General features: G+C 72.3%; 22 protein-coding genes. 10 read left to right on the top strand and 12 right to left on the bottom strand.

Annotated elements, in window-relative coordinates:
• Positions 1-94: 94 nt before the first annotated feature.
• Positions 95-565, bottom strand: coding sequence for a YybH family protein (locus Cco03nite_RS35815; RefSeq protein WP_203698450.1), 471 nt, complete (start codon positions 563-565; stop codon positions 95-97).
• A gap of 251 nt (positions 566-816) precedes the next feature.
• Between Cco03nite_RS35815 and Cco03nite_RS35810 the strand changes: the two genes are divergently transcribed.
• Entirely contained in the window at positions 817-1,404 is a 588-nt protein-coding gene (locus Cco03nite_RS35810; protein ID WP_203698449.1) for an alpha/beta hydrolase, read from the top strand.
• Positions 1,405-1,480: 76 nt separating this feature from the next.
• Positions 1,481-2,452: a helix-turn-helix transcriptional regulator gene (locus tag Cco03nite_RS35805; RefSeq protein ID WP_203698448.1), complete on the top strand. Its 972-nt coding sequence runs from the start codon at positions 1,481-1,483 to the stop codon at positions 2,450-2,452.
• A 124-nt stretch (positions 2,453-2,576) separates the two neighbouring features.
• On the opposite strand, the gene Cco03nite_RS35800 is transcribed toward Cco03nite_RS35805, so the two are convergent.
• Positions 2,577-3,491, bottom strand: a complete 915-nt coding sequence (locus tag Cco03nite_RS35800; protein ID WP_203698447.1) for an SDR family oxidoreductase — start codon at positions 3,489-3,491, stop codon at positions 2,577-2,579.
• A 77-nt stretch (positions 3,492-3,568) separates the two neighbouring features.
• Here Cco03nite_RS35800 and Cco03nite_RS35795 point away from each other — a divergent pair, with 77 nt between their 5' ends.
• Together Cco03nite_RS35795 and Cco03nite_RS35790 are read left to right on the top strand one after the other, a co-directional pair.
• On the top strand, positions 3,569-4,087 hold the full coding sequence (locus Cco03nite_RS35795; protein ID WP_203698445.1) for a P-loop nucleotide/nucleoside kinase family protein: 519 nt from the start codon (positions 3,569-3,571) through the stop codon (positions 4,085-4,087).
• A 15-nt stretch (positions 4,088-4,102) separates the two neighbouring features.
• Positions 4,103-4,534, top strand: a complete 432-nt coding sequence (locus Cco03nite_RS35790) for an OsmC family protein (RefSeq protein WP_203698443.1) — start codon at positions 4,103-4,105, stop codon at positions 4,532-4,534.
• Positions 4,535-4,652: 118 nt separating this feature from the next.
• Here Cco03nite_RS35790 and Cco03nite_RS35785 read toward each other — a convergent pair whose 3' ends face one another.
• Both Cco03nite_RS35785 and Cco03nite_RS35780 read right to left on the bottom strand, forming a co-directional pair.
• Complete coding sequence (locus Cco03nite_RS35785; protein WP_203698441.1) at positions 4,653-5,447, bottom strand: class I SAM-dependent methyltransferase; 795 nt, start codon at positions 5,445-5,447, stop codon at positions 4,653-4,655.
• The gene (locus Cco03nite_RS35780) at positions 5,437-6,012 is read right to left on the bottom strand and encodes a nucleotidyltransferase domain-containing protein (protein WP_203698439.1); all 576 of its coding nucleotides are present in this window, start codon (positions 6,010-6,012) and stop codon (positions 5,437-5,439) included. The genes Cco03nite_RS35785 and Cco03nite_RS35780 overlap by 11 nt, the downstream gene beginning before the upstream one ends.
• Before the next feature lie 35 nt (positions 6,013-6,047).
• On the opposite strand from Cco03nite_RS35780, the gene Cco03nite_RS35775 reads away from it, so the two are divergent.
• Entirely contained in the window at positions 6,048-6,986 is a 939-nt protein-coding gene (locus tag Cco03nite_RS35775) for an aminoglycoside phosphotransferase family protein (protein WP_203698438.1), read from the top strand.
• 4 nt (positions 6,987-6,990) lie between these two features.
• On the opposite strand, the gene Cco03nite_RS35770 is transcribed toward Cco03nite_RS35775, so the two are convergent.
• Together Cco03nite_RS35770 and Cco03nite_RS35765 are read right to left on the bottom strand one after the other, a co-directional pair.
• A complete protein-coding gene (locus tag Cco03nite_RS35770; protein ID WP_239167931.1) occupies positions 6,991-7,206 on the bottom strand; it encodes a type II toxin-antitoxin system VapB family antitoxin in 216 nt (71 codons plus the stop codon).
• 53 nt (positions 7,207-7,259) lie between these two features.
• Positions 7,260-7,919 carry a FadR/GntR family transcriptional regulator gene (locus Cco03nite_RS35765; RefSeq protein WP_203698437.1) on the bottom strand — a complete coding sequence of 220 codons (660 nt, stop codon included), beginning with the start codon at positions 7,917-7,919 and terminating at the stop codon, positions 7,260-7,262.
• Positions 7,920-8,017: 98 nt separating this feature from the next.
• Between Cco03nite_RS35765 and Cco03nite_RS35760 the strand changes: the two genes are divergently transcribed.
• The 3 genes from Cco03nite_RS35760 (at position 8,018) to Cco03nite_RS35750 (ending at position 11,890) form a co-directional block, all read left to right on the top strand.
• Positions 8,018-9,277: a CynX/NimT family MFS transporter gene (locus Cco03nite_RS35760; protein ID WP_203698470.1), complete on the top strand. Its 1,260-nt coding sequence runs from the start codon at positions 8,018-8,020 to the stop codon at positions 9,275-9,277.
• A gap of 52 nt (positions 9,278-9,329) precedes the next feature.
• Positions 9,330-10,526, top strand: a complete 1,197-nt coding sequence (locus Cco03nite_RS35755; protein ID WP_203698436.1) for a multidrug effflux MFS transporter — start codon at positions 9,330-9,332, stop codon at positions 10,524-10,526.
• Between the two features lie 185 nt (positions 10,527-10,711).
• On the top strand, positions 10,712-11,890 hold the full coding sequence (locus Cco03nite_RS35750; RefSeq protein WP_203698435.1) for a low temperature requirement protein A: 1,179 nt from the start codon (positions 10,712-10,714) through the stop codon (positions 11,888-11,890).
• A gap of 54 nt (positions 11,891-11,944) precedes the next feature.
• Here Cco03nite_RS35750 and Cco03nite_RS35745 read toward each other — a convergent pair whose 3' ends face one another.
• On the bottom strand, positions 11,945-12,733 hold the full coding sequence (locus Cco03nite_RS35745) for an enoyl-CoA hydratase/isomerase family protein (protein WP_239167930.1): 789 nt from the start codon (positions 12,731-12,733) through the stop codon (positions 11,945-11,947).
• 55 nt (positions 12,734-12,788) lie between these two features.
• Here Cco03nite_RS35745 and Cco03nite_RS35740 point away from each other — a divergent pair, with 55 nt between their 5' ends.
• A complete protein-coding gene (locus tag Cco03nite_RS35740) occupies positions 12,789-13,163 on the top strand; it encodes an Mth938-like domain-containing protein (RefSeq protein WP_239167929.1) in 375 nt (124 codons plus the stop codon).
• Here Cco03nite_RS35740 and Cco03nite_RS35735 read toward each other — a convergent pair.
• Positions 13,160-13,954 (bottom strand): maleylpyruvate isomerase family mycothiol-dependent enzyme, encoded by a 795-nt coding sequence (locus Cco03nite_RS35735; protein ID WP_203698433.1) that lies wholly within the window; start codon positions 13,952-13,954, stop codon positions 13,160-13,162. The two genes, Cco03nite_RS35740 and Cco03nite_RS35735, sit on opposite strands and share 4 nt — an antisense overlap.
• An 83-nt stretch (positions 13,955-14,037) precedes the next feature.
• A complete protein-coding gene (cspE, locus tag Cco03nite_RS35730) occupies positions 14,038-14,241 on the bottom strand; it encodes a transcription antiterminator/RNA stability regulator CspE (protein ID WP_120315549.1) in 204 nt (67 codons plus the stop codon).
• Between the two features lie 221 nt (positions 14,242-14,462).
• Between cspE and Cco03nite_RS35725 the strand changes: the two genes are divergently transcribed.
• Entirely contained in the window at positions 14,463-15,101 is a 639-nt protein-coding gene (locus tag Cco03nite_RS35725; protein ID WP_203698431.1) for a PH domain-containing protein, read from the top strand.
• Positions 15,102-15,121: 20 nt separating this feature from the next.
• On the opposite strand, the gene Cco03nite_RS35720 is transcribed toward Cco03nite_RS35725, so the two are convergent.
• The 3 genes from Cco03nite_RS35720 to Cco03nite_RS35710 form a co-directional block, all read right to left on the bottom strand.
• Complete coding sequence (locus Cco03nite_RS35720; protein ID WP_203698430.1) at positions 15,122-16,657, bottom strand: GGDEF domain-containing protein; 1,536 nt, start codon at positions 16,655-16,657, stop codon at positions 15,122-15,124.
• Positions 16,658-16,765: 108 nt separating this feature from the next.
• Positions 16,766-18,337, bottom strand: coding sequence for an amino acid permease (locus tag Cco03nite_RS35715; protein ID WP_203698429.1), 1,572 nt, complete (start codon positions 18,335-18,337; stop codon positions 16,766-16,768).
• A gap of 95 nt (positions 18,338-18,432) precedes the next feature.
• A complete protein-coding gene (locus Cco03nite_RS35710; protein WP_203698428.1) occupies positions 18,433-18,702 on the bottom strand; it encodes a hypothetical protein in 270 nt (89 codons plus the stop codon).
• Positions 18,703-18,932 lie beyond the last annotated feature (230 nt).

Here is an 18,932-nt window from a genome sequence, read left to right as displayed (position 1 = left end):
GAGGCCCCCGAGCGCCAGCCCCGGGAGGGTTACGTCACCAACCTGACCCGCCACCGCCGGCCGGCGAACGGTCGGCGGTGGCGGGAAACGGCGCTCAGACCACCGGCAGCGGCGAGCTGACATCCAGGATGATCTTCCACTTGCCGCGCTCGCGGACGAAGGTGAGCGCGTTGTAGAAGTGCTGCTTGAAGCCCACCGACGGGATGGCCAGCGTGAAGTCGACCACCAGCGTCGCGCCGCGGCAGCCGTCGACGTGCTTCTTCACCTCGGGGAACGTGGCGGTGAAGTCATAGGTGAACAGCCCGGTGAAGTTGGCCTGGATGGCGGCCTTGTCCTTGCGGTACGCCCCGTTGGAGCCGATCTGCACGGCGTCGTCGTGGTAGTACGCCATGACCGCGGGCAGGTCCTTGGCCAGGAAGACCGCGTCGAAGTCCGCCACCGCGGCGTCGAAGTGCCGCTCGCAGCCGCGCGCCGTGTCGCCCGGCCCCGCACCCGCGGCGCCGGGCACCGCCAGCAGCACCGCCAGGCCCAGCGCCGCCATTGCCGCCGCATACCACTTGCGCACGTTTCCTCCAGCAGTCCAGGTGAGACAGTCACTCACATCGAGCACGATCATAAGAAGTTGATCGATACCCGCACCTTGGACGATCAGCCCGACAACGCGGCACGGTCGGCGGCCACGTCCGCGCGAAATCGGGACCCTGCGCGCCGCGCGCTCGGTGTAAGCCGCCGGGCACGGCCGTTGCTGATCCGCACCGTCGCGGAACCGGCTCTCGGGGACCACCGCCCCACCGTGAACCGACCTAGGATCGGCCCATGGCCCACCCGGCGACTCCGAATCCCTGGCCGCGCATGACCGACCGCCATCAGGCCGACCCCGACCGCGTAGCGATCATCCTGCCCGGCGGCGGCTACACGCCCGCCCGGCCGCTGCTGCACCTGGCCCGCACCGTGCTCGCCCACCACGGCTGGTCCGTGCAGGAGTTGTGGTGGACCCCGCCCGCCACCATCGACCTGGACGAGCGCGCCGTCTGGGTCGTCGCGCAGGCCGTCGCCGCCATCGAGGCGGAGTCCGCGAAACGGATCATGCTGGTCGGGAAATCGCTCGGCACCCTGGCGGCGCCCGTGGCCGCCGAGCGCGACCTGCCCGCGATCTGGCTGACGCCCCTGCTGTTCCACGCCTCGGTCGTCGACGCGCTCGGCGCGACCGACGCCCCCACCCAGCTGATCGGCGGCACCGGGGACTTCTCCTGGGATCCGCGGCTGGCAGACGACCTCGGCCTGCCCTGCCTGGAGCTGTCCGGTGCGAACCACTCGCTGGAGCACCCGGACGACCCCGTCCGCAGCGCGGAGAACCTGGTCCGCGTCACCCGCTGCCTGCACGGGTTCGTGGCCGGACTGTGACCGGCCGGCCGACGTCCTGCGAGCGCGACCGGGCCGGGGTCGGTTCGCCGGGTCCGGCGAACCCGAGCGCCCGCGGATGAAAGCCTCCCGGCTGGTGTCGCTGCTGCTCACGCTGCAGCAGCGGCGTTCCGTGCGGGCCGCCGAGCTGGCGTCGCTGTTCGAGGTCTCGGTGCGCACCGTGTACCGCGACGTCGCCGCGCTGCAGGCGGCCGGGGTGCCGCTGTGGACCGAGCCCGGCCGCGCGGGCGGCATCCGGCTGCTGGAGGGCTGGCGTACCCGGCTAGACGGGCTCACCGGCGCGGAGGCGGCCGCGCTGTTCGCCGGGGCGGCCCCGGAAGCCCTCGCCGAGCTGGGCCTCGGTTCGGTGCTGCTGACCGCGCAGGCGAAGGTGCTGGCGACGCTGCCCGAACCGCTGCGCGACCAGGCCCGCACCATCGCCCAGCGCTTCCACCTGGACGCGCCCGGCTGGTTCCACCGCGGCGAGGAGCTGCCGCACCTGATGACCGTCGCCGAGGCGGTATGGGAGCAGCGCCGCATCACCGTGCGCTACCGGCGCGCCGACGGCTCGGTGCGCCGCGAGCTGGAGCCGTACGGCCTGGTCCTCAAGGCCGGGGTCTGGTATCTCGTCGCCCGGGTCCCGGCCGACGACGCCGTGCGCACCTACCGGCTGGCCCGGGTCGTCGCCGTCGAGGCGCGCGGCGAGCTGTTCGAGCGGCCCGAGCGGTTCCGGCTCGCGCAGTGGTGGGCGGAGTCGGCCGCCTCGTTCGACCGTTCGCTGCTGCGCGACCTGGTCCGGCTCCGGGTGAGCCCGCGCGGTCTGCGCCTGCTGCCGCTGGTCACCGACCCCGCGGCCCGCGGCGAGGCCGTCCGGCACACCGGCCCGCCCGACGCGCAGGGCTGGTGCGAGGTGGAACTGGCCGTCGAGTCACCGGCCGTCGCGCTCGGCCAGCTGCTCCCGCTGGGCGCGGAGGTCGAGATCCTGGCCCCGGCGCGGCTGCGGGCCGAGTTCGCGGCCGTGGGCGCGGCGATCGCCGCCCGCCACGCCTGAGCAGCCGCGCAGGCATACCTCTGCGCGCGGCCACATCATTTTTGCTGTACGCACATCAAAAATGAGGTAGGCGCGTCATGTCATGTCCGCCGTCGTCCGGCTACGGCGGGTGCCCGGCCACCGGTTAGCGGTAGCCGGCCGGATCGATCGGCCCATGCTCGGCGGTGCCGTGCTCGGCGAAGTAGCGCCAGATGTCGGGGACCGAGCCGTCCACGTCGGTGAGGCCGTACGCCTGCGCGAGCGACGTGCTGGACAGCGAGCTGCCCGTCCACCGGGCGCGGTCGGGGTCGGCCGCCAGCGCCGCCACGCCCCGGCCCAGGTAGGCCGGGGACTCGGACAGGATGAAGTGCGGCTCCTTGGCCGCGCCGTCGCGCCAGTCGGCCTCGGTGACGCCGAAGTGGTCGAGCATCGCCTCCGAGCGCAGGAAACCCGGGGTGACCACGACCGCGGTCCCGCCGTACGGCTTGAGCTCGGCGGACTGGGCCAGCGCGATGCGTGACACCGACGTCTTGGTCAGGTCGTAGAAGAAGGAGTCGCGGTACCTGCGGTTGTACTCGTCGGTGCCGTCGGTGACCTCGACGACCAGCCCGCCCGGGTGGCGGACCAGCAGCGGCAGCGCGGCGTGGCTGGTGATGATGTGAGTGTGCAGGCCCAGCCCGAGCATGCGCAGGCCGCCGTCGAGCGACTGCTCCCACAGCGGCTTGCCCCACTCGGCGTAGCCGTCGCCGCCCCACACGTCGTTGACCAGGATGTCGAGCCGCCCGTGCGCGGCGTCGACCCGCTCGACCAGGGCCCTGACCTCGTCGGGCACCAGGTGGTCGACGCGCACCGCGATGCCCTCGCCGCCGGCCGCGGTGACCAGGTCGGCGGTGTCCTCGATGGTCTCCGGCCGGTCCATCTCGGACCGCTGGGCGCGGGTGCTGCGACCGGTGACGTAGACGGTCGCGCCCGCCCGGCCGAGCTCGACCGCGATCGCCCGCCCGCACCCGCGGGTCGCCCCGGCCACCAGCGCGATCTTTCCGTGAAGGTTCTGCTGCATGGGTCCATCGTGGCGGCAATCCTTGACATGTCCCGTCAGGTTTTCCCCGCGATTCCCGCAGCGGCGACACTGGCCCGATGCTGATCGTTTTCTCGGGACTGCCCGGCTCGGGCAAGACCACGCTGAGCCGGCCGGTCGCCGCCGCGCTGGGCGCGACCTGGCTGCGGGTGGACGCCGTCGAGTCGGCGCTGTGGCGGGCCGGCGTCGACCGGGCGCAGCCCACCGGCCTGGCCGCGTACGTGGTGGCGGACGCGCTCGCCGACGCGCACCTGGCGATGGCCGCCACGGTGGTGGTCGACGCGGTCAACGCGGTCGAGCAGGCCCGCGCCGGCTGGCGGGACCTCGCCGCGCGGCACGGCACAGTGATGTACGCCATCGAGGTGATCTGCGCCGATCCGGCCGAGCACCGCCGCCGCGTCGAGCAGCGCCGCCCCGAGCACGATCAGGCCATGCAGCCCAGCTGGGAGGACGTGCGCACGCGCGAGTTCACGCCGTGGCGCGAGCCCCGGCTGCTGGTCGACACGGCCGCCTGCGACACGCCCGACCTCGTGTCTCTCATATTGCGGGGCATTCGCGCGCACGGCACGCCCGCGTGAGCTAGCGTCGGGCCCATGCCTATTCGCACCGCAACAGCCCGCTGGCAGGGAACGCTCACCGAGGGGTCCGGCACCATCGCGACCGGCAAGGGTGGCCTGCAGGGCAACTATTCGTTCAAGTCCCGTTTCGAGGAGGGTGAGGGCACCAACCCCGAGGAGCTCATCGCCGCCGCGCACTCCGGCTGCTTCTCCATGGCCTTCTCCAAGCAGCTGTCGGACGCGGGCTTCCCGCCCAACGCCGTGGTGACCAACGCCAACGTCCACCTGGACAAGACCGACGCCGGCATGACGGTGACCCGGATCGACCTGGTGACCACCGGCGACGTGCCCGGCATCGACGAGGCCCAGTTCCAGAAGCTGGCCGAGGCCGCCAAGGCCGGCTGCCCGATCTCCCGCCTGCTGTCGCCCGGCGCGGAGATCACCCTCAGCGCCACGCTGCAGGCGTGACCCGGACCCGGCGCGGCCGCTGACCAGCGCTCGCGCCGGGACTCCACGACAGGCCCAGCACCGGGTCGGGACCAGCGGACAGCCCGCCGGTCCCGGCCCGGACGTGTGTCCAACCCGGTCAGGCCCCTCGGCGGGCGACCGTGAGCAGGTGCGAGCCCGCGCCCCACAGCTCGCGTACGCCTTCGAGCTCGCGCATCATCGCCAGCGCCTGCGCGGTCCGCTGCTCGTCGGCGAGGATCTCCGGCAGCCGCGCCATGGTCCACAGCGGACCTTCGATCGCGGCGATCCGCTCCAGTTCCAGCCCGGCCTCCGCCACCTCGGCGGGCAGCTCGTCGGGCCGGTGGAAGTACGCGGTGGTGAACCAGTTCGGCACCTCGTCGGGGTTGCGATGCACGCCGGTCGTGAGAGCGCCGTCCACCATCCCGGCGAACACCGGGTCGTCCACGTGGCCCTTGGCGAACCCGTCGAGCAGCGAGGCGTACCGGCTGATCGTCGCCGCGAGCACCAGCCCGCCGGGGCGCACCACGCGGGCGGCCTCCCGCCAGGCCGCGATCCGGTCGGCCCGGTCGACCAGGTGGTACAGCGGACCGAACAGCAGCACCACGTCCCGGCTGGCGTCGGGTTCACCGAGCCGGCGGGCGTCGCCGGCGGCCGCGGTCACCCCGGGCAGCGCCGACGCCGCCGCGACGTGCTCGGGCAGCGGGTCGACGACGTGCACGGCGTGCCCGGCGGCGGCCAGCGGGCCCGCGTACACGCCGGTCGCCCCGCCGACGTCGAGCACGGCCAGCGGGCCGGGCGGCAGCAGCCTGGCGAGCAGGTCCCAGGTGCGCAGGAACTCCCAGCGCCCGGACCCCGCGTCGAGGCGGCGGGTCTCGCCGCCGCGCTGGTAGTACCGGGTGACCTCAGTCAGCATGCCGGTGATCCTGCGCGGTCGCGCCGGACCCGGCAAACGGGTTTCGGCCGGTGAGCGCCGCGGTCAGCAGCTCGATGTCGGCGCGGTCCTTGTCGCGGCGGGGCAGGCCGGGCACCCATACCGGCATCATCTTCTTGATCTCGATCTGTGCCTGCGGGCTGACGATGGGACAGGTCAGGCCGTCCAGGTGACCGGGTGGGCCGTCGAGCATGCCCGCCGGCCAGCGCGCGCCCGCATGCGGACCCGCCGGCACCACCGCGTGGCCTTCTGCGTCCCGGCCGAGCAGGGCCACGCCGAGGTCGACGCCGTCGCGCAGGAAGTCGCGCTGCAGCCGCCGGTCGTGCTCGCCGTACTCCCGGAAACCCAGCTCCACCAGCACCACCGTCAGCCGGTCGGCGGCGGCGGCCCAGCAGAACCAGTCGACGTCGGCATGCGGGCGGGTGATCCGGCCGAGATGGAAGTCCATCGCCCAGCCGCCGCGCAGCCATACCGCGATGCCTTGCCGGCCGAGGCGGGCGGTGATCTCCGCGATCGCCGCGAGCTGCAACTCTGTCCGAACGTCCACATCGCGATGGTAGGCAGCGCCGGTAGTCTCACCGCGTGACGGAGCCGCAACTGCTGGTGCCCCCGACCCTGGGCGTCGTCGCGTCGATCGGCGACCTGGCCGAGGGCCGGGCCTGGCTGGACTCCCTGCCGGGACTGATCACCGAACTGCGCGAAGCCTGGTCACTGCGCCTGGGCGCGCCCTGGACCGGTGGCTCCTGCTCCTGGGTCGCGCCCGCGGAACTCCCCGACGGCCGCGCGGCCGTCCTGAAGATCAGCTGGCCGCATCCGGAGATGATGGGCGAGGCCGCCGCGCTGCGGGTGTGGCAGGGGCACGGCGTGGTCACCCTGCACGCGCACGACGGCGTACGGCACGCGATGCTGCTGGAACGGGTGGACCCCGGCACGACACTCGGCGACCGCGACTGGCTGCCCGCCGAGGAGCGGCTGCTCGTCGCGGCGCGGCTGCTGGCCCGGCTGTGGTCGGCGCCGGTCGGCGACGCGAGCGGGTTCGACCTGCTGAGCCACGTGACCGCCCGCTGGGCCGGGCTGGTCGAGCAGCGCATGGAGCGGCTGCGGCCCGGTTTCGATCCCGGGCTGGTGGCGCACGGCATCCGGCTGCTGCGCGAGCTGCCCACCACGGCGCTGCGGCGGGTGCTGGTGCACGGTGACATCAATCCCGGCAACATCCTGGCCGGGCAGCGCGAGCCATGGCTGGTCATCGACCCGAAGCCGATGTACGGCGACCCCGGCTACGACCCGTGGAAGCTCGTCGAGCAGATCGACGACCCGTTCCGGCACCCGAACCCCGCCGCCGTGCTGCGGCGACGATTCGCGATCTTTGGCGAGGTCACGGGCGAGGACCCGGCCCGGCTGGCGGCCTGGGCCACGGCCCGGCGGGTCGAGGACTCGCTGTGGTGGGTGTCTCGCGGCAACCAGCCCAGCCACCGCGCCATGTCCGAAGCCGCCATCCTGGCCTCCATCGCCGGCCTGTGACCTCTCACTGATCGAGCTTCGACAACCCTTCGAAGTCGAATCCACCCTCGTCAGCAATCGCCTGCAACTCGGCTAGCGCTCGTTCGCGTCGGGCACGACTCTGCCCGACGACGAGGCGGAGCGCGGTATTGACCGTATCCGTGTCCGTCGCGGTGCCGAGCGCCGCTGTCGCCTCCGCCAAGAGATCCTGGTCAACGTCCAGCAAGGTCTTCGCCATCATGCCCTCTCGAAACGATTGGAGGTCCAAATCAAGCCTTTACGCGTACCAACAAGCTATGCGGCCTCGAGGAAGGCGCCGGCGGCGCGGGCGGCGCGGTCGGGGTCGGTGGCGCGGATGGCTTCGACGAGGTCGTCGTGGGCGACGTACTTGTCGGGGGTGAGGGTGTCGCCGATCTGCTGGCTGAGGCTGGCCCGCAGCGCGCCGCCGAAGGAGGCGTAGAGCTCGGCGAGCATGGCGTTGTGCGCGGCCGCGACGATCGCGACGTGCAGGTCGGCGTCGGTGGCCACGAACGCCGCCGCGTCGCCGTCGCGCCACAGCTGCTCGCGCCGGGCCAGCAGGGCGTCCATCTTCGCCAGGTCGGCGGGTGTACGCCGGACCGCCGCGAGCCGCGCCGCCTCCACCTCGAAGGCGCGGCGCACCTCGACGGCCTCGGCGACCTCGGCGGCGGCCAGCCGCCGGGCGACCACCCCGGTGAGCTCGTGGGTGGCGGTGACGTAGGTGCCGGAGCCCTGACGGCACTCCAGGACACCGGCGTGCACCAGGGCGCGCACCGCCTCCCGGACCGTGTTGCGGCCCACGCTCAGCGCCGCGACCAGGTCGGGTTCGGTCGGGATGCGGCTGCCGACCGGCCACTCACCGCTGCTGATCTGGGTGCGCAGCTGCTCGATGACCTGAGGCACCAGAGTCTGGCGGGAAGGGGTGCGCAGTGTCATTGCTTACATCTCCGGTCCGAAATTCATCCCATGATTCTACGATCGGAGGTATGCCGCCGCCAGTCACCGCCGTCGAAACGCCGCCGATCGTGTCGCCGATGATCGCACCTTCCGTGACCCGGCCGACACCAGCCGTACCGGCACCGCGCTCAGCGGTGCTGATCCTGGTCGGCATCCTGCTCGTCGCGCTCAACCTGCGCGCCGCCATCACCAGCCTCGGCGCGCTGCTCGACGAGGTGACCACCGGCCTGCACCTGTCCGGCACCGTCGCCGGTGTCATCACCACGCTGCCCGCGCTCGCCTTCGCGGGCTTCGGCGCGTTCACGCCGTGGCTGGCCCGGCGCATGTCCCCGGCCCGCATCCTGGTCGGCGCGATGGGCCTGCTGGCCGTGGGCCAGCTGCTGCGGGCGGTCAGCGGCTCGCCGTGGACGTTCGTGCTCACCAGCGCGATCGCGCTGGCCGGCATCGCGATCGCCAACGTGCTGCTGCCCGTGCTGGTCAAGGAGCACTTCCCGCACCGGGCCGGGCTGATGACCGGCGTGTACTCGATGACGCTGATCCTCGGCACCACCACCGCGTCGGCCGCCTCCGTGCCGATCGCGCACGCCGTCGGCGACTGGCGCGCCGGGCTCGGCGTCTGGGCGCTGCTGGCCGCCGTGGCGATCCTGCCCTGGCTGGGCCCTGCCCTGCGGCGTACGCCCGGGTCCGCGGGCGCGGCACAGGCGACCCGGACCCGCGTCCGGCCCGCCCGGACCCGGCTGGGCTGGGCGATGGCGATCTACTTCGGCGCGCAGTCGCTGTCCGGGTACGCCACCATGGGCTGGCTGGCCAAGATGTTCCGCGACGCGGCGTTCACGCCCACCGACGCCGGGCTGCTGCTGGCCGGGGTGACCGCGATCGGGGTGCCGTTCGCGCTGCTCATGCCGACCCTGGCCGGCAAGCTGCGGAACCTGCGGCCGCTGGTGCTGCTGATGTCCGCCGCGATGATCGCCTCGTACCTCGGCCTGGCGCTGGCCCCGCACGCGGGCGCGATCGCCTGGGTGGCCCTGCTGGCGCTCGGCCAGGCGGCGTTCCCGCTGGCCCTGGCGATGATCGGGATGCGGGCGCGCACCGGCGAGGGGGTGGTGGCGCTGTCGGCGTTCGCGCAGAGCACCGGTTACCTGATCGCCGCGCTCGGCCCGCTGCTGGTCGGGGTGCTGCACGAGCTGACCGGCGGCTGGCAGCTGCCGCTCGGCTTCCTGATCGCCGCCGCCGTGGTGCAGGCCGTCGCCGGGCTGGCCGCCGCGCGGCCCCGCTACCTGGAGGACGAGGCGGGGCTGGTCAACGCCGAGCGGACCGTCGCGGCGACCGCGTCATGACCGCGGTCACAAAGCTCCCGGCGCGGCGGCGCGGGATGGTTGGGTAAGGACCGTGACTCCCCCGCCGGCCCAGCGACGCACCCTGATCCTGGTCCTCGGCAGCATGTCCGCCTTCGGCGCGCTGTCGTTCGACATGTACCTGCCCGCCTTCCCGACCATCGCCGCCGACCTGCGCGTCTCCCCCGCCGCCGTGCAGCTCACGCTCACCGTGGCACTGATCGGCATCGCGCTGGGCCAGTTCGTGATGGGGCCGCTGTCGGACCGCTGGGGCCGGCGCAGGCCGATCACCGTGGGCACCGTGCTGTTCTCCGTCTCCTCCCTGCTGATCACCGTCGCCCCGAACATCGAGGTGATGACCGGGCTACGGCTGGTCCAGGGCTTCGCGGGCGGCATCGGCATCGCGATCTCCCGCGCCGTGGTGCGCGACCTGTACTCGGGCGCCGAGGCGTCGCGCTTCTTCTCCCGGCTCACCCTGGTGTTCGGCGTCGCGCCGGTCGTCGCGCCCACCGTCGGCGCGGCCGTGCTGGAGTTCACCAGCTGGCGCGGGGTGTTCGCGCTGCTCGCCCTGTACGGACTGGTCATGGTGGGGGTCGGGTGGCGCTTCCTGCCCGAGACGCTGCCCGCCGAGCGCCGCCGCACGGGCGGGCTGGCCGAGGTCGGCCGCGCCTTCCAGGTGCTGGCCGCCGACCGCCGCTTCTGGGGGTACACCGCCGCGCAGGGCCTGACCTTCGCCGGCATGTTCGCCTACCTGTCCAGCGGCTCGTTCGTGCTGCAGGAGGTGTACGGCGTCTCCGCCCAGGCGTACGGGCTGATCTTCGGGTTGAACGCGCTCGGCCTGGTCGCGGTCGGGCAGCTCAACGCCCGCCTCGTCGGCCGGCGCACCCCGCGGACGCTGCTGTTCGCCGCGCTGGCGGGCGCGCTGGCCGCCGGCATCCTCATGATCGGCGGCGCGGGCCTGCACAGCCTCACGATCGTGGTGGCCATGCTGTTCGTCTACATCGCCAGCCTGGGCATGGTCGCCCCGAACAGCACCGCGCTGGCGCTGGACGGCCACGCGCAGATGGCGGGCACCGCCGCCGCGCTGATGGGCGCGGTGCAGTCGGTGATCGGCGCGATCGCCGGCCCGATCGTGGCGGCGCTGGGCGCGTCCAGCGGTATGCCGATGGCGGCGGCCATGTTCGGCTTCGCCGCCCTGTCCGTGCTCACCGCCACCGTGCTGACCCGCCCCGGCCGGCCGAGCCTCGCCTGACCGCCGCCGGCCTTGACGGCGTCGCGCGAGTACGGCATCATGGGAGCGCTTCCATCTTTCGATGTCTATGCGATAGACATCACCCCTCCGGTGTGGACCGGGGCCCGGCGCCGCAATCCGCCGGGCCCCGAGGGCTTCGGCGGTCCCGCCCACGCCGGATGATCCACCGGCGGTAACCTGCGAGCATGGCCGACGCGACCCGCAGCACGCTGTACCGACCGCTGACCTCGCGCTCACCCGACGAGCCGCACCGGGCCGCCACCCCGCTCGAACTGTTCTTCGACCTGTGCTTCGTGGTCGCCGTCGCCCAGGCCGCCAACGAACTGCACCACGCGATCGCCGAGAACCACCTCGGGCAGGGCGTGCTCGGCTTCCTGCTGGTGTTCTTCGCGATCTGGTGGGCCTGGGTCAACTTCAGCTGGTTCGCCTCCGCGTACGACAACGACGACGTCGCCTACCGGCTGACCACCCTGGTGCAGATCGCGGGCGCGCTGATCCTCGCCGCCGGTGTGCCCCGCGCCTTCGAGCACGGCGACTGGAAGCTCATCACCCTCGGCTACGTGGTGATGCGGCTGGCCATGGTCACCCAGTGGCTGCGGGTACGCCGCGACGACCCGCCCCGGCGCGCCACCGCGACGCGCTTCGCCGTCGGCATCCTGCTCGTCCAGATCGGCTGGGTGCTGCGCCTGCTGCTGCCGCCCCAGTGGGGGCTGATCTCGTTCTTCGTGCTGGTGGTGTGCGAGATGCTGGTGCCGCTGTGGGCCGAGCACGGCACGCCGACCCGCTGGCACCCGCACCACATCGCCGAGCGCTACAGCCTCTTCACGCTGATCGTGCTCGGCGAGTCCGTGCTGGCCGCGACGGTGGCCATCGAGTCCGCCTCCGGCACCGGCCACACCACCGCGCTGGTCTGGCTGGCCGCGGCCGGGCTGGTCATCGTGTTCGCGATGTGGTGGCTCTACTTCGACCGCTCCGCACACGACCTGCTGACCTCGTTCAAGCGGGCCTTCCAGTGGGGCTACGGCCACTACTTCATCCTGGCCTCGGCCGCTGCGGTCGGGGCGGGGCTCGCCGTCGTCGCCGACTACGACACCCACACGGCGCACGTGCCGGGCGTGGTCGCGGCGTACGCGGTCGCCGTGCCGGTCGCGGTGTACCTGGTCAGCCTGTGGCTGCTGCAGATCTGCCCGCACCACCGCGGCCTGGTGGTGTACGCCTTCCCGGCCACGATCGTCCTGGTGCTGCTGGCCCCGTTCACGCCCGCGCCGATCCAGGTGATCGCGGTGCTGATGGCCGCGCTGGTCGCCGTGGTGGTGCTCGCCGGCGGCCCGAGATCGGTCGACTTGCCAGGCAGACGGGCGTAAGCGAGCTCGAGAAACGCACAGGTGCCTGGCACGTCGGACGACCATGGGTACGGGTCAGTGCGGGGACCAGCGGAAGTCGGGGCGGCGGCGTTCCACGAAAGCGGTGATGCCCTCGGCGGCCTCGCCCGACTCGGCCATCTGGCGGTGCCAGTAGGACACCCGGGTGTCGTCGTGGTGGCCGTCGCCGGCCATCGTCACGATCTCCTTCGCGGCGACCTGGGTCAGCAGCGACCGGGACGCCAGCGTCGCGGTGAACGCCGCGACCCGCTCGGCGAGCCGGTCCGCCGGGTGCAGCTCGTCGACCAGGCCCACCCGCAGCGCGCGCTCGGCGTCGACCAGTTCGGCCGAGTAGAGCAGGTGCTTGGCCGCCGACGGGCCGATCAGCGACACCAGCCGCCGGGTCGTCGGCGCGGGATACACGATGCCCAGCCGGGCCGGGGTGACCCCGAAGCGGCTGCCCTCGGCGGCGAAGCGCAGGTCGCAGGCGACCGCGAGCTGGCAGCCGCCGCCCACGCAGTCGCCCACGATCGCGGCCAGTGTCGGTTTCGGAAACCGGGCCAGCCGCTCCTCGGCCAGCACCGCCAGGCTGCGGTCCCCGTCGGCGATCAGCCGGTCCACCTCGGTGATGTCGGCCCCGGCGCAGAAGGTGCCGCCCGCGCCGGTCAGCACGAGTACCCGCACGTCAGGGTCGCCGGCGAGCTCGTCGAGCAGCTCGGGCAGCCGGGCCCACATGTCGTTGGTCATCGCGTTGCGCCGCGCGGGGTTGACGAACCGGATCGTCGCGACGTGCCCGGACAGCTCCAGGTCCAGGCGAGGCGGTGCGGCGGCGGTCTGCTCGGTCACCTGGCGGCCTTTCTGCGGGTACGGCGGGCGGGTGCATCGTGCCACAATGCCGAACGTGGACGAGCGGAGATCGCCGAAGGTGCTGTCGCTGGCGTGGGGCGAGATCGAGATCGAGGGCGTCGGCGAGGTCAAGGACGCCGTGCTGTACCCGGGCGGCGGTGGCGAGTGGGACTGGCGGGTCACCGGCACCCGGCACTCCCCCGGCATCCAGCCCGCCGACGTCGAGCCGCTGCTCGCGGCGGGCGCTACTTCGGTGGTGCTGTCACTGGGCCAGCAACTGGTGCTGGAGGTGATGCCGGAGACCGAGGACTACCTGGCCGAACGCGGCATCGACGTGCACATCGCGGAGACCCGGGAGGCGGTGCGCGTCTACAACCTGCTGGCCGACGCGGGCGTACGGGTGGGCGCGCTGCTGCACTCGACCTGCTAGCCCATGGCGACGCGGTCCAGCCAGCCTTCGAGCAGCGCGCGGTCGCCGTGCACGTGGACCTGCGCGAAGTCGAGCGGCAGCCGCCGGTGGAGGATCAGCAGCAGTTCAGTCAGCGGCGCCTGCAGCGCCACGTCGGCCTTCTCGTGCCCGTGCCGCCAGGTCACGCCGTCCGAGCCGAGTTCGATCAGCCACTCGGCGTCGAGGCCCTCGACGGTGTCGGTGGCGTGCAGGTGAATCGAGCGCGCCGGGCCGAACAGCTCGGGCAGCTTCTTGAACACCCGCGTGCCCAGCTGCGGGTCGGTGGCCAGCTCCAGCAGTTCGTCGAGGGCGTCGGCGGCCAGGTCCGGCGCGATGGTGAAGCCCGCGCCGGTGGTCAGCGCCGCGTCCGCGCGGTGCACGAGGATGTCGCAGGCGGCCCGGCGGGCCCAGAACGTCAGCGTCCGCGGCATGCCGAAGATCTCGGCCACGTCCTGCGCATCGCGTTCGCGCAGCGTACGGGCGTACGCGTCCGCGCCGTCCTGCATCCAGGCGGTCAGCGTGTCGGGGTCGTCGGTGTCGGGCACCCCGGCCCGGGTGGGGTCGCCGATCGCGGGTCGCGGGCCCGGCTCGCCGCGCACCGCGGCGTCGGTCATGTGCACATTGCCGCCGACGTGGCGGACCAGGTCGGCGAGCGTCCACTGCGGGCAGGTCGGCACCTTCGCGCTCAGGTCGTCGCCCGGCAGCACCTCGCGCAGCAGCGCGGTCTGGGCGGACACCTCGTCGCAGTACCGGTGATAGGTCAACCGTGCCATGCCACCAACCTAACCGCAGGTCGGGGACGAGGATCGCGGGTACGCGGTGCGCGTGTTCCGCTCACCGCGTACCCGCGCTTATCTCAGATCTTGCGGATGTTGGCCGCCTGCGGGCCCTTCTGGCCCTGGGTGATCTCGAACTCGACCCGCTGGTTCTCGTCGAGGCTCCGGTAGCCGTTGGACTGGATCGCGGAGAAGTGCGCGAACACGTCCGCTCCGCCGCCGTCCGGGGTGATGAAGCCGAAGCCCTTTTCCGCGTTGAACCACTTCACGGTGCCGACAGCCATGTCGAATACTCCTTGGTGAGGCTGCGAGTCCACTTCGTGTGAACTCTTCGCCTCCCGTACCGCACCAATGCGGACAGCGCCCGGGTCGTTTCTCGGGCGCTTCGGATATACGGGAGGACGAGGTTATAACCCGGGGAATGTAACACGCATGCGCACCCGAACTGCGCCGATGAACACCGTGTCGCACCGGCGATGGCGAGGACCCGCTACCGTCTGCGCTCGTGATCGACGAGACCCGCGTGTACCGCCACTGGCCGACCCTGATCCTCGCCGGGGTGCTGCCCGCGCTGCTCACCGGCGGGATATGGGCGATGTGGCTGGTCTACAACGACGGGTCAGCCGGCTCGCTGGTATGTCCGGTCGCCACGACCGCTGTCCTACTGCCCGCGGCCGGCTACGCGCTGCGGCAGCGGGTGAGCCGCGACGCGAGCGGCATCCGGGTGCGGCGCACGTTCCGCACGGTGCACGTGCCCTGGACCGACCTGCGCCGGATCGACGTCGACACCCACCTTCACCTGCATCTGCGGGACGGCCGGATCGTGAGCACCGGGGCGGTGGGCACCGCGCCGGTCAAGCTGGCGACCCGACGCGAAGGGTTCGGCGAGCGGGTGGCCCGTGAGCTGAACGCGGAGCTCGGCCGTCGCCGCGGCATCGCCGCCCCGAAGATCGACGCCGACCGGACGCCGGCCGGCAAGCGTGAGAAGTCCGTCCACCTGCTGTTCCTGTGGGCGGGCATTCCCCTGACCAATCTGCTGCTCGGCATGGGGTGGCGCCGGGGCGTGCCGTGGCTGTTCGCGGCCGGGCTGCTCGCGGCCGTGGTCACCGCCACCGGCTGGTACGCCAACAAGCCCCGGCGCTGACCCTCCCCGAGGACCTGCGCTCAGGCCGGGCGCAGGGCGCGTTTCTCCCGGTACAGCTCCTCGTCGGCGGCGCGCACCACGGCGTCGAGGTCACCGCCCGCGGGCAGCGCCGCCCAGCCCATGCTCATGCCGACCGGGGTCCCCGGCACCAGCGCCTCCCAGTCCTCGCCCACCACCGCGGCGATGATGCGCCCGCCGACCTCGCGGGCCTCGGCGAGCCCGGTCTCCGGCAGGATGACCATGAACTCGTCCCCGCCGAACCGGGCGGGCAGGTCCTGGCCGCGCACGCTCTGCGCGAGCAGCCCCGCGATGCGCTGCAGCACCAGGTCGCCCGAGTTGTGGCCGTGGGTGTCGTTGACGGCCTTGAACCCGTCCAGGTCGATCAGGCCCACCGCCGCGTCCGCGCCGCGGCCCGCCAGCTCGGCGGCGAACGCCTTGATGCGCCGCCGGTTGGGCAGGCCGGTCAGCGGGTCGCTCATCGCCGCGTCGGCGTGCTCCTGGGCGATCTGCCGCAACCGGTCCTGGTCGAGACGGGCGTTGACGCTGTCGATGTAGCGGTCGCGCAGCGTGCCGTCGTCCCGGGTGATGATCCGCACCATGGCCCGCTCGGCCTCCACCGCGCCCGCGTGGTCGCCGATGCGCGACAGCGCGATCGAGCGCAGCCGGTGCGGCTCGGCCTCGCCGAGCCAGGTGCCGCTCGCCGCGGGCTCCCCGAGCAGGCGCAGCGCCTCGTCCGGCCGGTCGGCCGCGATCGCCTCGCAGACCGTGGTCAGGTACACCACCTGCGAGAACGAGCGGTCGGGGCTGTCCGGCGTGGTCCCACCGGGCACCTGGTCGCCGCCGGCGGGGCGATGGCCGAACACGGCGAGCCGGGCCGCGGCATACCGCAGATAGGTCCGGTCGGACACGGTCAGGTCCGGCTCGGCCGCGCGCCCGAAGGTCACCACCTCCCACAGCTCGCGTACGCAGTCGTCGGACATGCCCTGGTGGTCGCGTGCCACCGCCGAGCGCACCAGCGTCTCCAGGCAGGCGCAGTCCGCCTCGGCGATGCCCGCGGCCACGCACACGCGCCGGCCCGCCCGCATCGCCTCGACCGCCTTGGCGTGGAAGCCCATCGCCGAGTACGTCACCGACATGTCGTGCCAGGTGCTCACCGCGGCCTGGTTGACCTCGGTCATGCCGCGCAGCATGCGCTCGGCCTGCACCAGGTTGCTGACCGCGGTGCTCATCGACCCGTCCGCGAACGCCGCGTACGCGGCGAGCACGTGGTACTCGCCGCTGAGCCGCGGGTGGTGGCCCGCCCGCCGCAGCAGCTCGCCGATCCGGTCCAGCAGCGGTGCGGGGCGCGCGGCACCACCCTGGTTGAGCAGGCCCGCGACCTTCTCGATGAGGGCCTGGGCGACCCGCAGCGGATCGCCCGACTCGGCGGCGATGCGGTCGGCGAGCGCGATGGCGTCAGCCGACCGACCCGCCACGAGCAGGTCGCGGAACGTCACCCACTCCGCGGCCAGCAGCTCGCCGTGCGCGTGTGCGGGCGGATCGTCTCGCCTAGCCACACCTCATTCCACCTTCTTCAGCCCACCGCCCGACGGTGATTCCCCGTTCGGCGCACCGGCCCGGGTCGGTCCGCGCGGCAGCCTCGCGGTTGCCGCGCGGACCGGCGGTCAGTCCAGCACCGCCACCGGGGCGTCGGCGGTCGCGACCCCGGCGGGGAGATCCACAGTACGCCGGGGTCCGGTGAACCACTTCCGCGCGGACACGATCCACCACACCCCGATCAGCAGCATCACCGTACCGACCGCGATCGGCGCGTAGTTCACCGCGGACCAGTCGAACTCGTCGCTGAACGGAACACCCGCCGGCACGGTCGGCAGGATGAAGTACACCGAGATGATGATGATCTCGATGGAGGCGATCCAGCCCAGCACCTTGTAGCGCCTGCCCAGGGTCCACGGGCCCGGCTCGAAGCTGTCGCCGGCCTTCAGCCGCAGCATGATCGGGATGAGGAAGGCCAGGTAGAGGCCGATCACGGCGACGGAGACGACCGCGTAGAAGGCGATCGGCGCGCCGTTCTTCTGGTACAGCGCGGGCAGGGTGAGCAGCCCGCCCGCGACGCAGCCGGCGACGACGGCCCAGACGGGGGTGCCGTTGCGGTCCAGCCGGGTCCACAGCCGCCAGCCGGGCACCGCGCCGTCGCGGCTGAACGCGTACATCATCCGCGACATGCTGGTCACGCAGCTCATGCCGCAGAAGAACTGCCCGACCGTGGAGATGATGATCACGGCTTTGAAGAAGCCGGACGACAGCGCGCCCTGCAGCAGCACCCCGACGAAGCCGTAGCCCTCGGTGACCGCGCCCGCGTCCTGCACCGCGAACAGGAACGCCAGCAGCAGGATCCAGCCGCCGATCGCCGAGTAGAAGATGGACCGCCACAGCGCCTTGGCCGCGTTGAGCGCCGCGCCGCGGGTCTCCTCCGCCACGTGCGCGCACGCGTCGAACCCGGTGATCGTGTACTGGGTGAGCAGGCCGCCCAGGGGCAGCACGTACAGCCAGAAGCCCAGGCCCGAGGTGCTGCCGCCGGTGAATCCGTTGCCGTTGATCGTCTCGGTGAAGACGAAGGACGGGCTCTGGTGGCTGGTCGGCACGATGATCAGGATCGCCACGATGACGGCCGCGCCGAACACGTGCCACCAGACGGAGATGTCCTGCAGCCGGTTGATGATCCGCGCGCCGAAGACGTTGATCAGAGCGTGCAGCACGAGGATGCCCAGGAACAGGTAGAACGCCTGGGTGAACGTGCCCGCCCAGCCCGGCACGGTGTTGGCCAGCACCAGGTTGAGGAAGGTGGCGCAGCCGTAGTCGACCGACGCGGTCACCGCGACCAGGCCGATCAGGTTGAACCAGCCGGTGAACCACCCGTGCACCGGCCGGCCCAGCTTCGCCGCCCACCAGTAGATGCCGCCCGCGGTCGGATACGCCGAGACCAGCTCCGACAGGCACAGCCCGATGATCAGGATGAACGCGGAGATGATCGGCCAGCCCCAGGAGATGGCGATCGGCCCGCCGTTCATCCACGCCTGGCCGAACGTGGTGAAGCAGCCGGCCAGGATCGAGATGATCGAGAACGAGATGGCGAAGTTGGAGAAGCCGCTCCACCCACGGTGCAGTTCCTGCTTGTAGCCGAGTTCGGCGAGTCGTGCGGAGTCGCTGTCTGTTGTCTGCGCGGGATCACTCATGGCTGCCCCTTCTGGCGCTCGACGATGCACGAGTGTCCAGCGCTACAGAGACATATGGCAATACTCCGTTGAGCCGATCGCCCACGCGGCCGGGGCTACACCTTTCCGGCCATGATGAGGTTGTAGTACTCAATGATCTTGTAGCCGAGGAAGAACGCGATCGCGACGGCGAACAGCCACGCCATGACGGCGTACGTCCGGGGGAAGCGCCGCGACAGCCGGGGCCGGTCGCGCACCGCCCGCCATGCGCCGCCGAACCAGGGACTCCGGCTGAACCACTGGGTGACGCGCCAGTACAGGGTGGTGCGCACAGGTTCGGCGTCCTTGCGCATCCAATCCGGCAGTGATGAGCCTTCTCTGGTCATGGGCGGCCATTCTTCCGGACAGCGTCACTCTCCGCTGACCCCTTCGCCGCCACCTGCGCCTTCGTCCACCGCCGCAGCCCAGGGCCCTGCGGCCTGCGGGTCATTCGCTGAGAATATGCTGGTTTATCCGGCACGTCGGGGCACACCGGCGCAGTTCGCCTGGTTACCTGGAGTACCGGCTCAACAGGCTCGCAGGAGGTGCCGCATGTCGCGCGTGATCCGTGCCGCGC

The sequence above is a fragment of the Catellatospora coxensis genome, assembly GCF_016862635.1.
GTDB lineage: Bacteria > Actinomycetota > Actinomycetes > Mycobacteriales > Micromonosporaceae > Catellatospora > Catellatospora coxensis.
This window is presented reverse-complemented; position numbering and strand designations above follow the sequence as displayed.

Coding starts and splice junctions, on each gene's coding strand:
- Cco03nite_RS35810 (WP_203698449.1), top strand. CDS start 817: ATGGCCCACCCGGCGACTCCGAATCCCTGGCCGCGCATGACCGACCGC.
- Cco03nite_RS35805 (WP_203698448.1), top strand. CDS start 1,481: ATGAAAGCCTCCCGGCTGGTGTCGCTGCTGCTCACGCTGCAGCAGCGG.
- Cco03nite_RS35800 (WP_203698447.1), bottom strand. CDS start 3,491: ATGCAGCAGAACCTTCACGGAAAGATCGCGCTGGTGGCCGGGGCGACC.
- Cco03nite_RS35795 (WP_203698445.1), top strand. CDS start 3,569: ATGCTGATCGTTTTCTCGGGACTGCCCGGCTCGGGCAAGACCACGCTG.
- Cco03nite_RS35790 (WP_203698443.1), top strand. CDS start 4,103: ATGCCTATTCGCACCGCAACAGCCCGCTGGCAGGGAACGCTCACCGAG.
- Cco03nite_RS35785 (WP_203698441.1), bottom strand. CDS start 5,447: ATGCTGACTGAGGTCACCCGGTACTACCAGCGCGGCGGCGAGACCCGC.
- Cco03nite_RS35770 (WP_239167931.1), bottom strand. CDS start 7,206: ATGATGGCGAAGACCTTGCTGGACGTTGACCAGGATCTCTTGGCGGAG.
- Cco03nite_RS35765 (WP_203698437.1), bottom strand. CDS start 7,919: ATGACACTGCGCACCCCTTCCCGCCAGACTCTGGTGCCTCAGGTCATC.
- Cco03nite_RS35760 (WP_203698470.1), top strand. CDS start 8,018: ATGATCGCACCTTCCGTGACCCGGCCGACACCAGCCGTACCGGCACCG.
- Cco03nite_RS35750 (WP_203698435.1), top strand. CDS start 10,712: ATGGCCGACGCGACCCGCAGCACGCTGTACCGACCGCTGACCTCGCGC.
- Cco03nite_RS35735 (WP_203698433.1), bottom strand. CDS start 13,954: ATGGCACGGTTGACCTATCACCGGTACTGCGACGAGGTGTCCGCCCAG.
- cspE (WP_120315549.1), bottom strand. CDS start 14,241: ATGGCTGTCGGCACCGTGAAGTGGTTCAACGCGGAAAAGGGCTTCGGC.
- Cco03nite_RS35715 (WP_203698429.1), bottom strand. CDS start 18,337: ATGAGTGATCCCGCGCAGACAACAGACAGCGACTCCGCACGACTCGCC.
- Cco03nite_RS35710 (WP_203698428.1), bottom strand. CDS start 18,702: ATGACCAGAGAAGGCTCATCACTGCCGGATTGGATGCGCAAGGACGCC.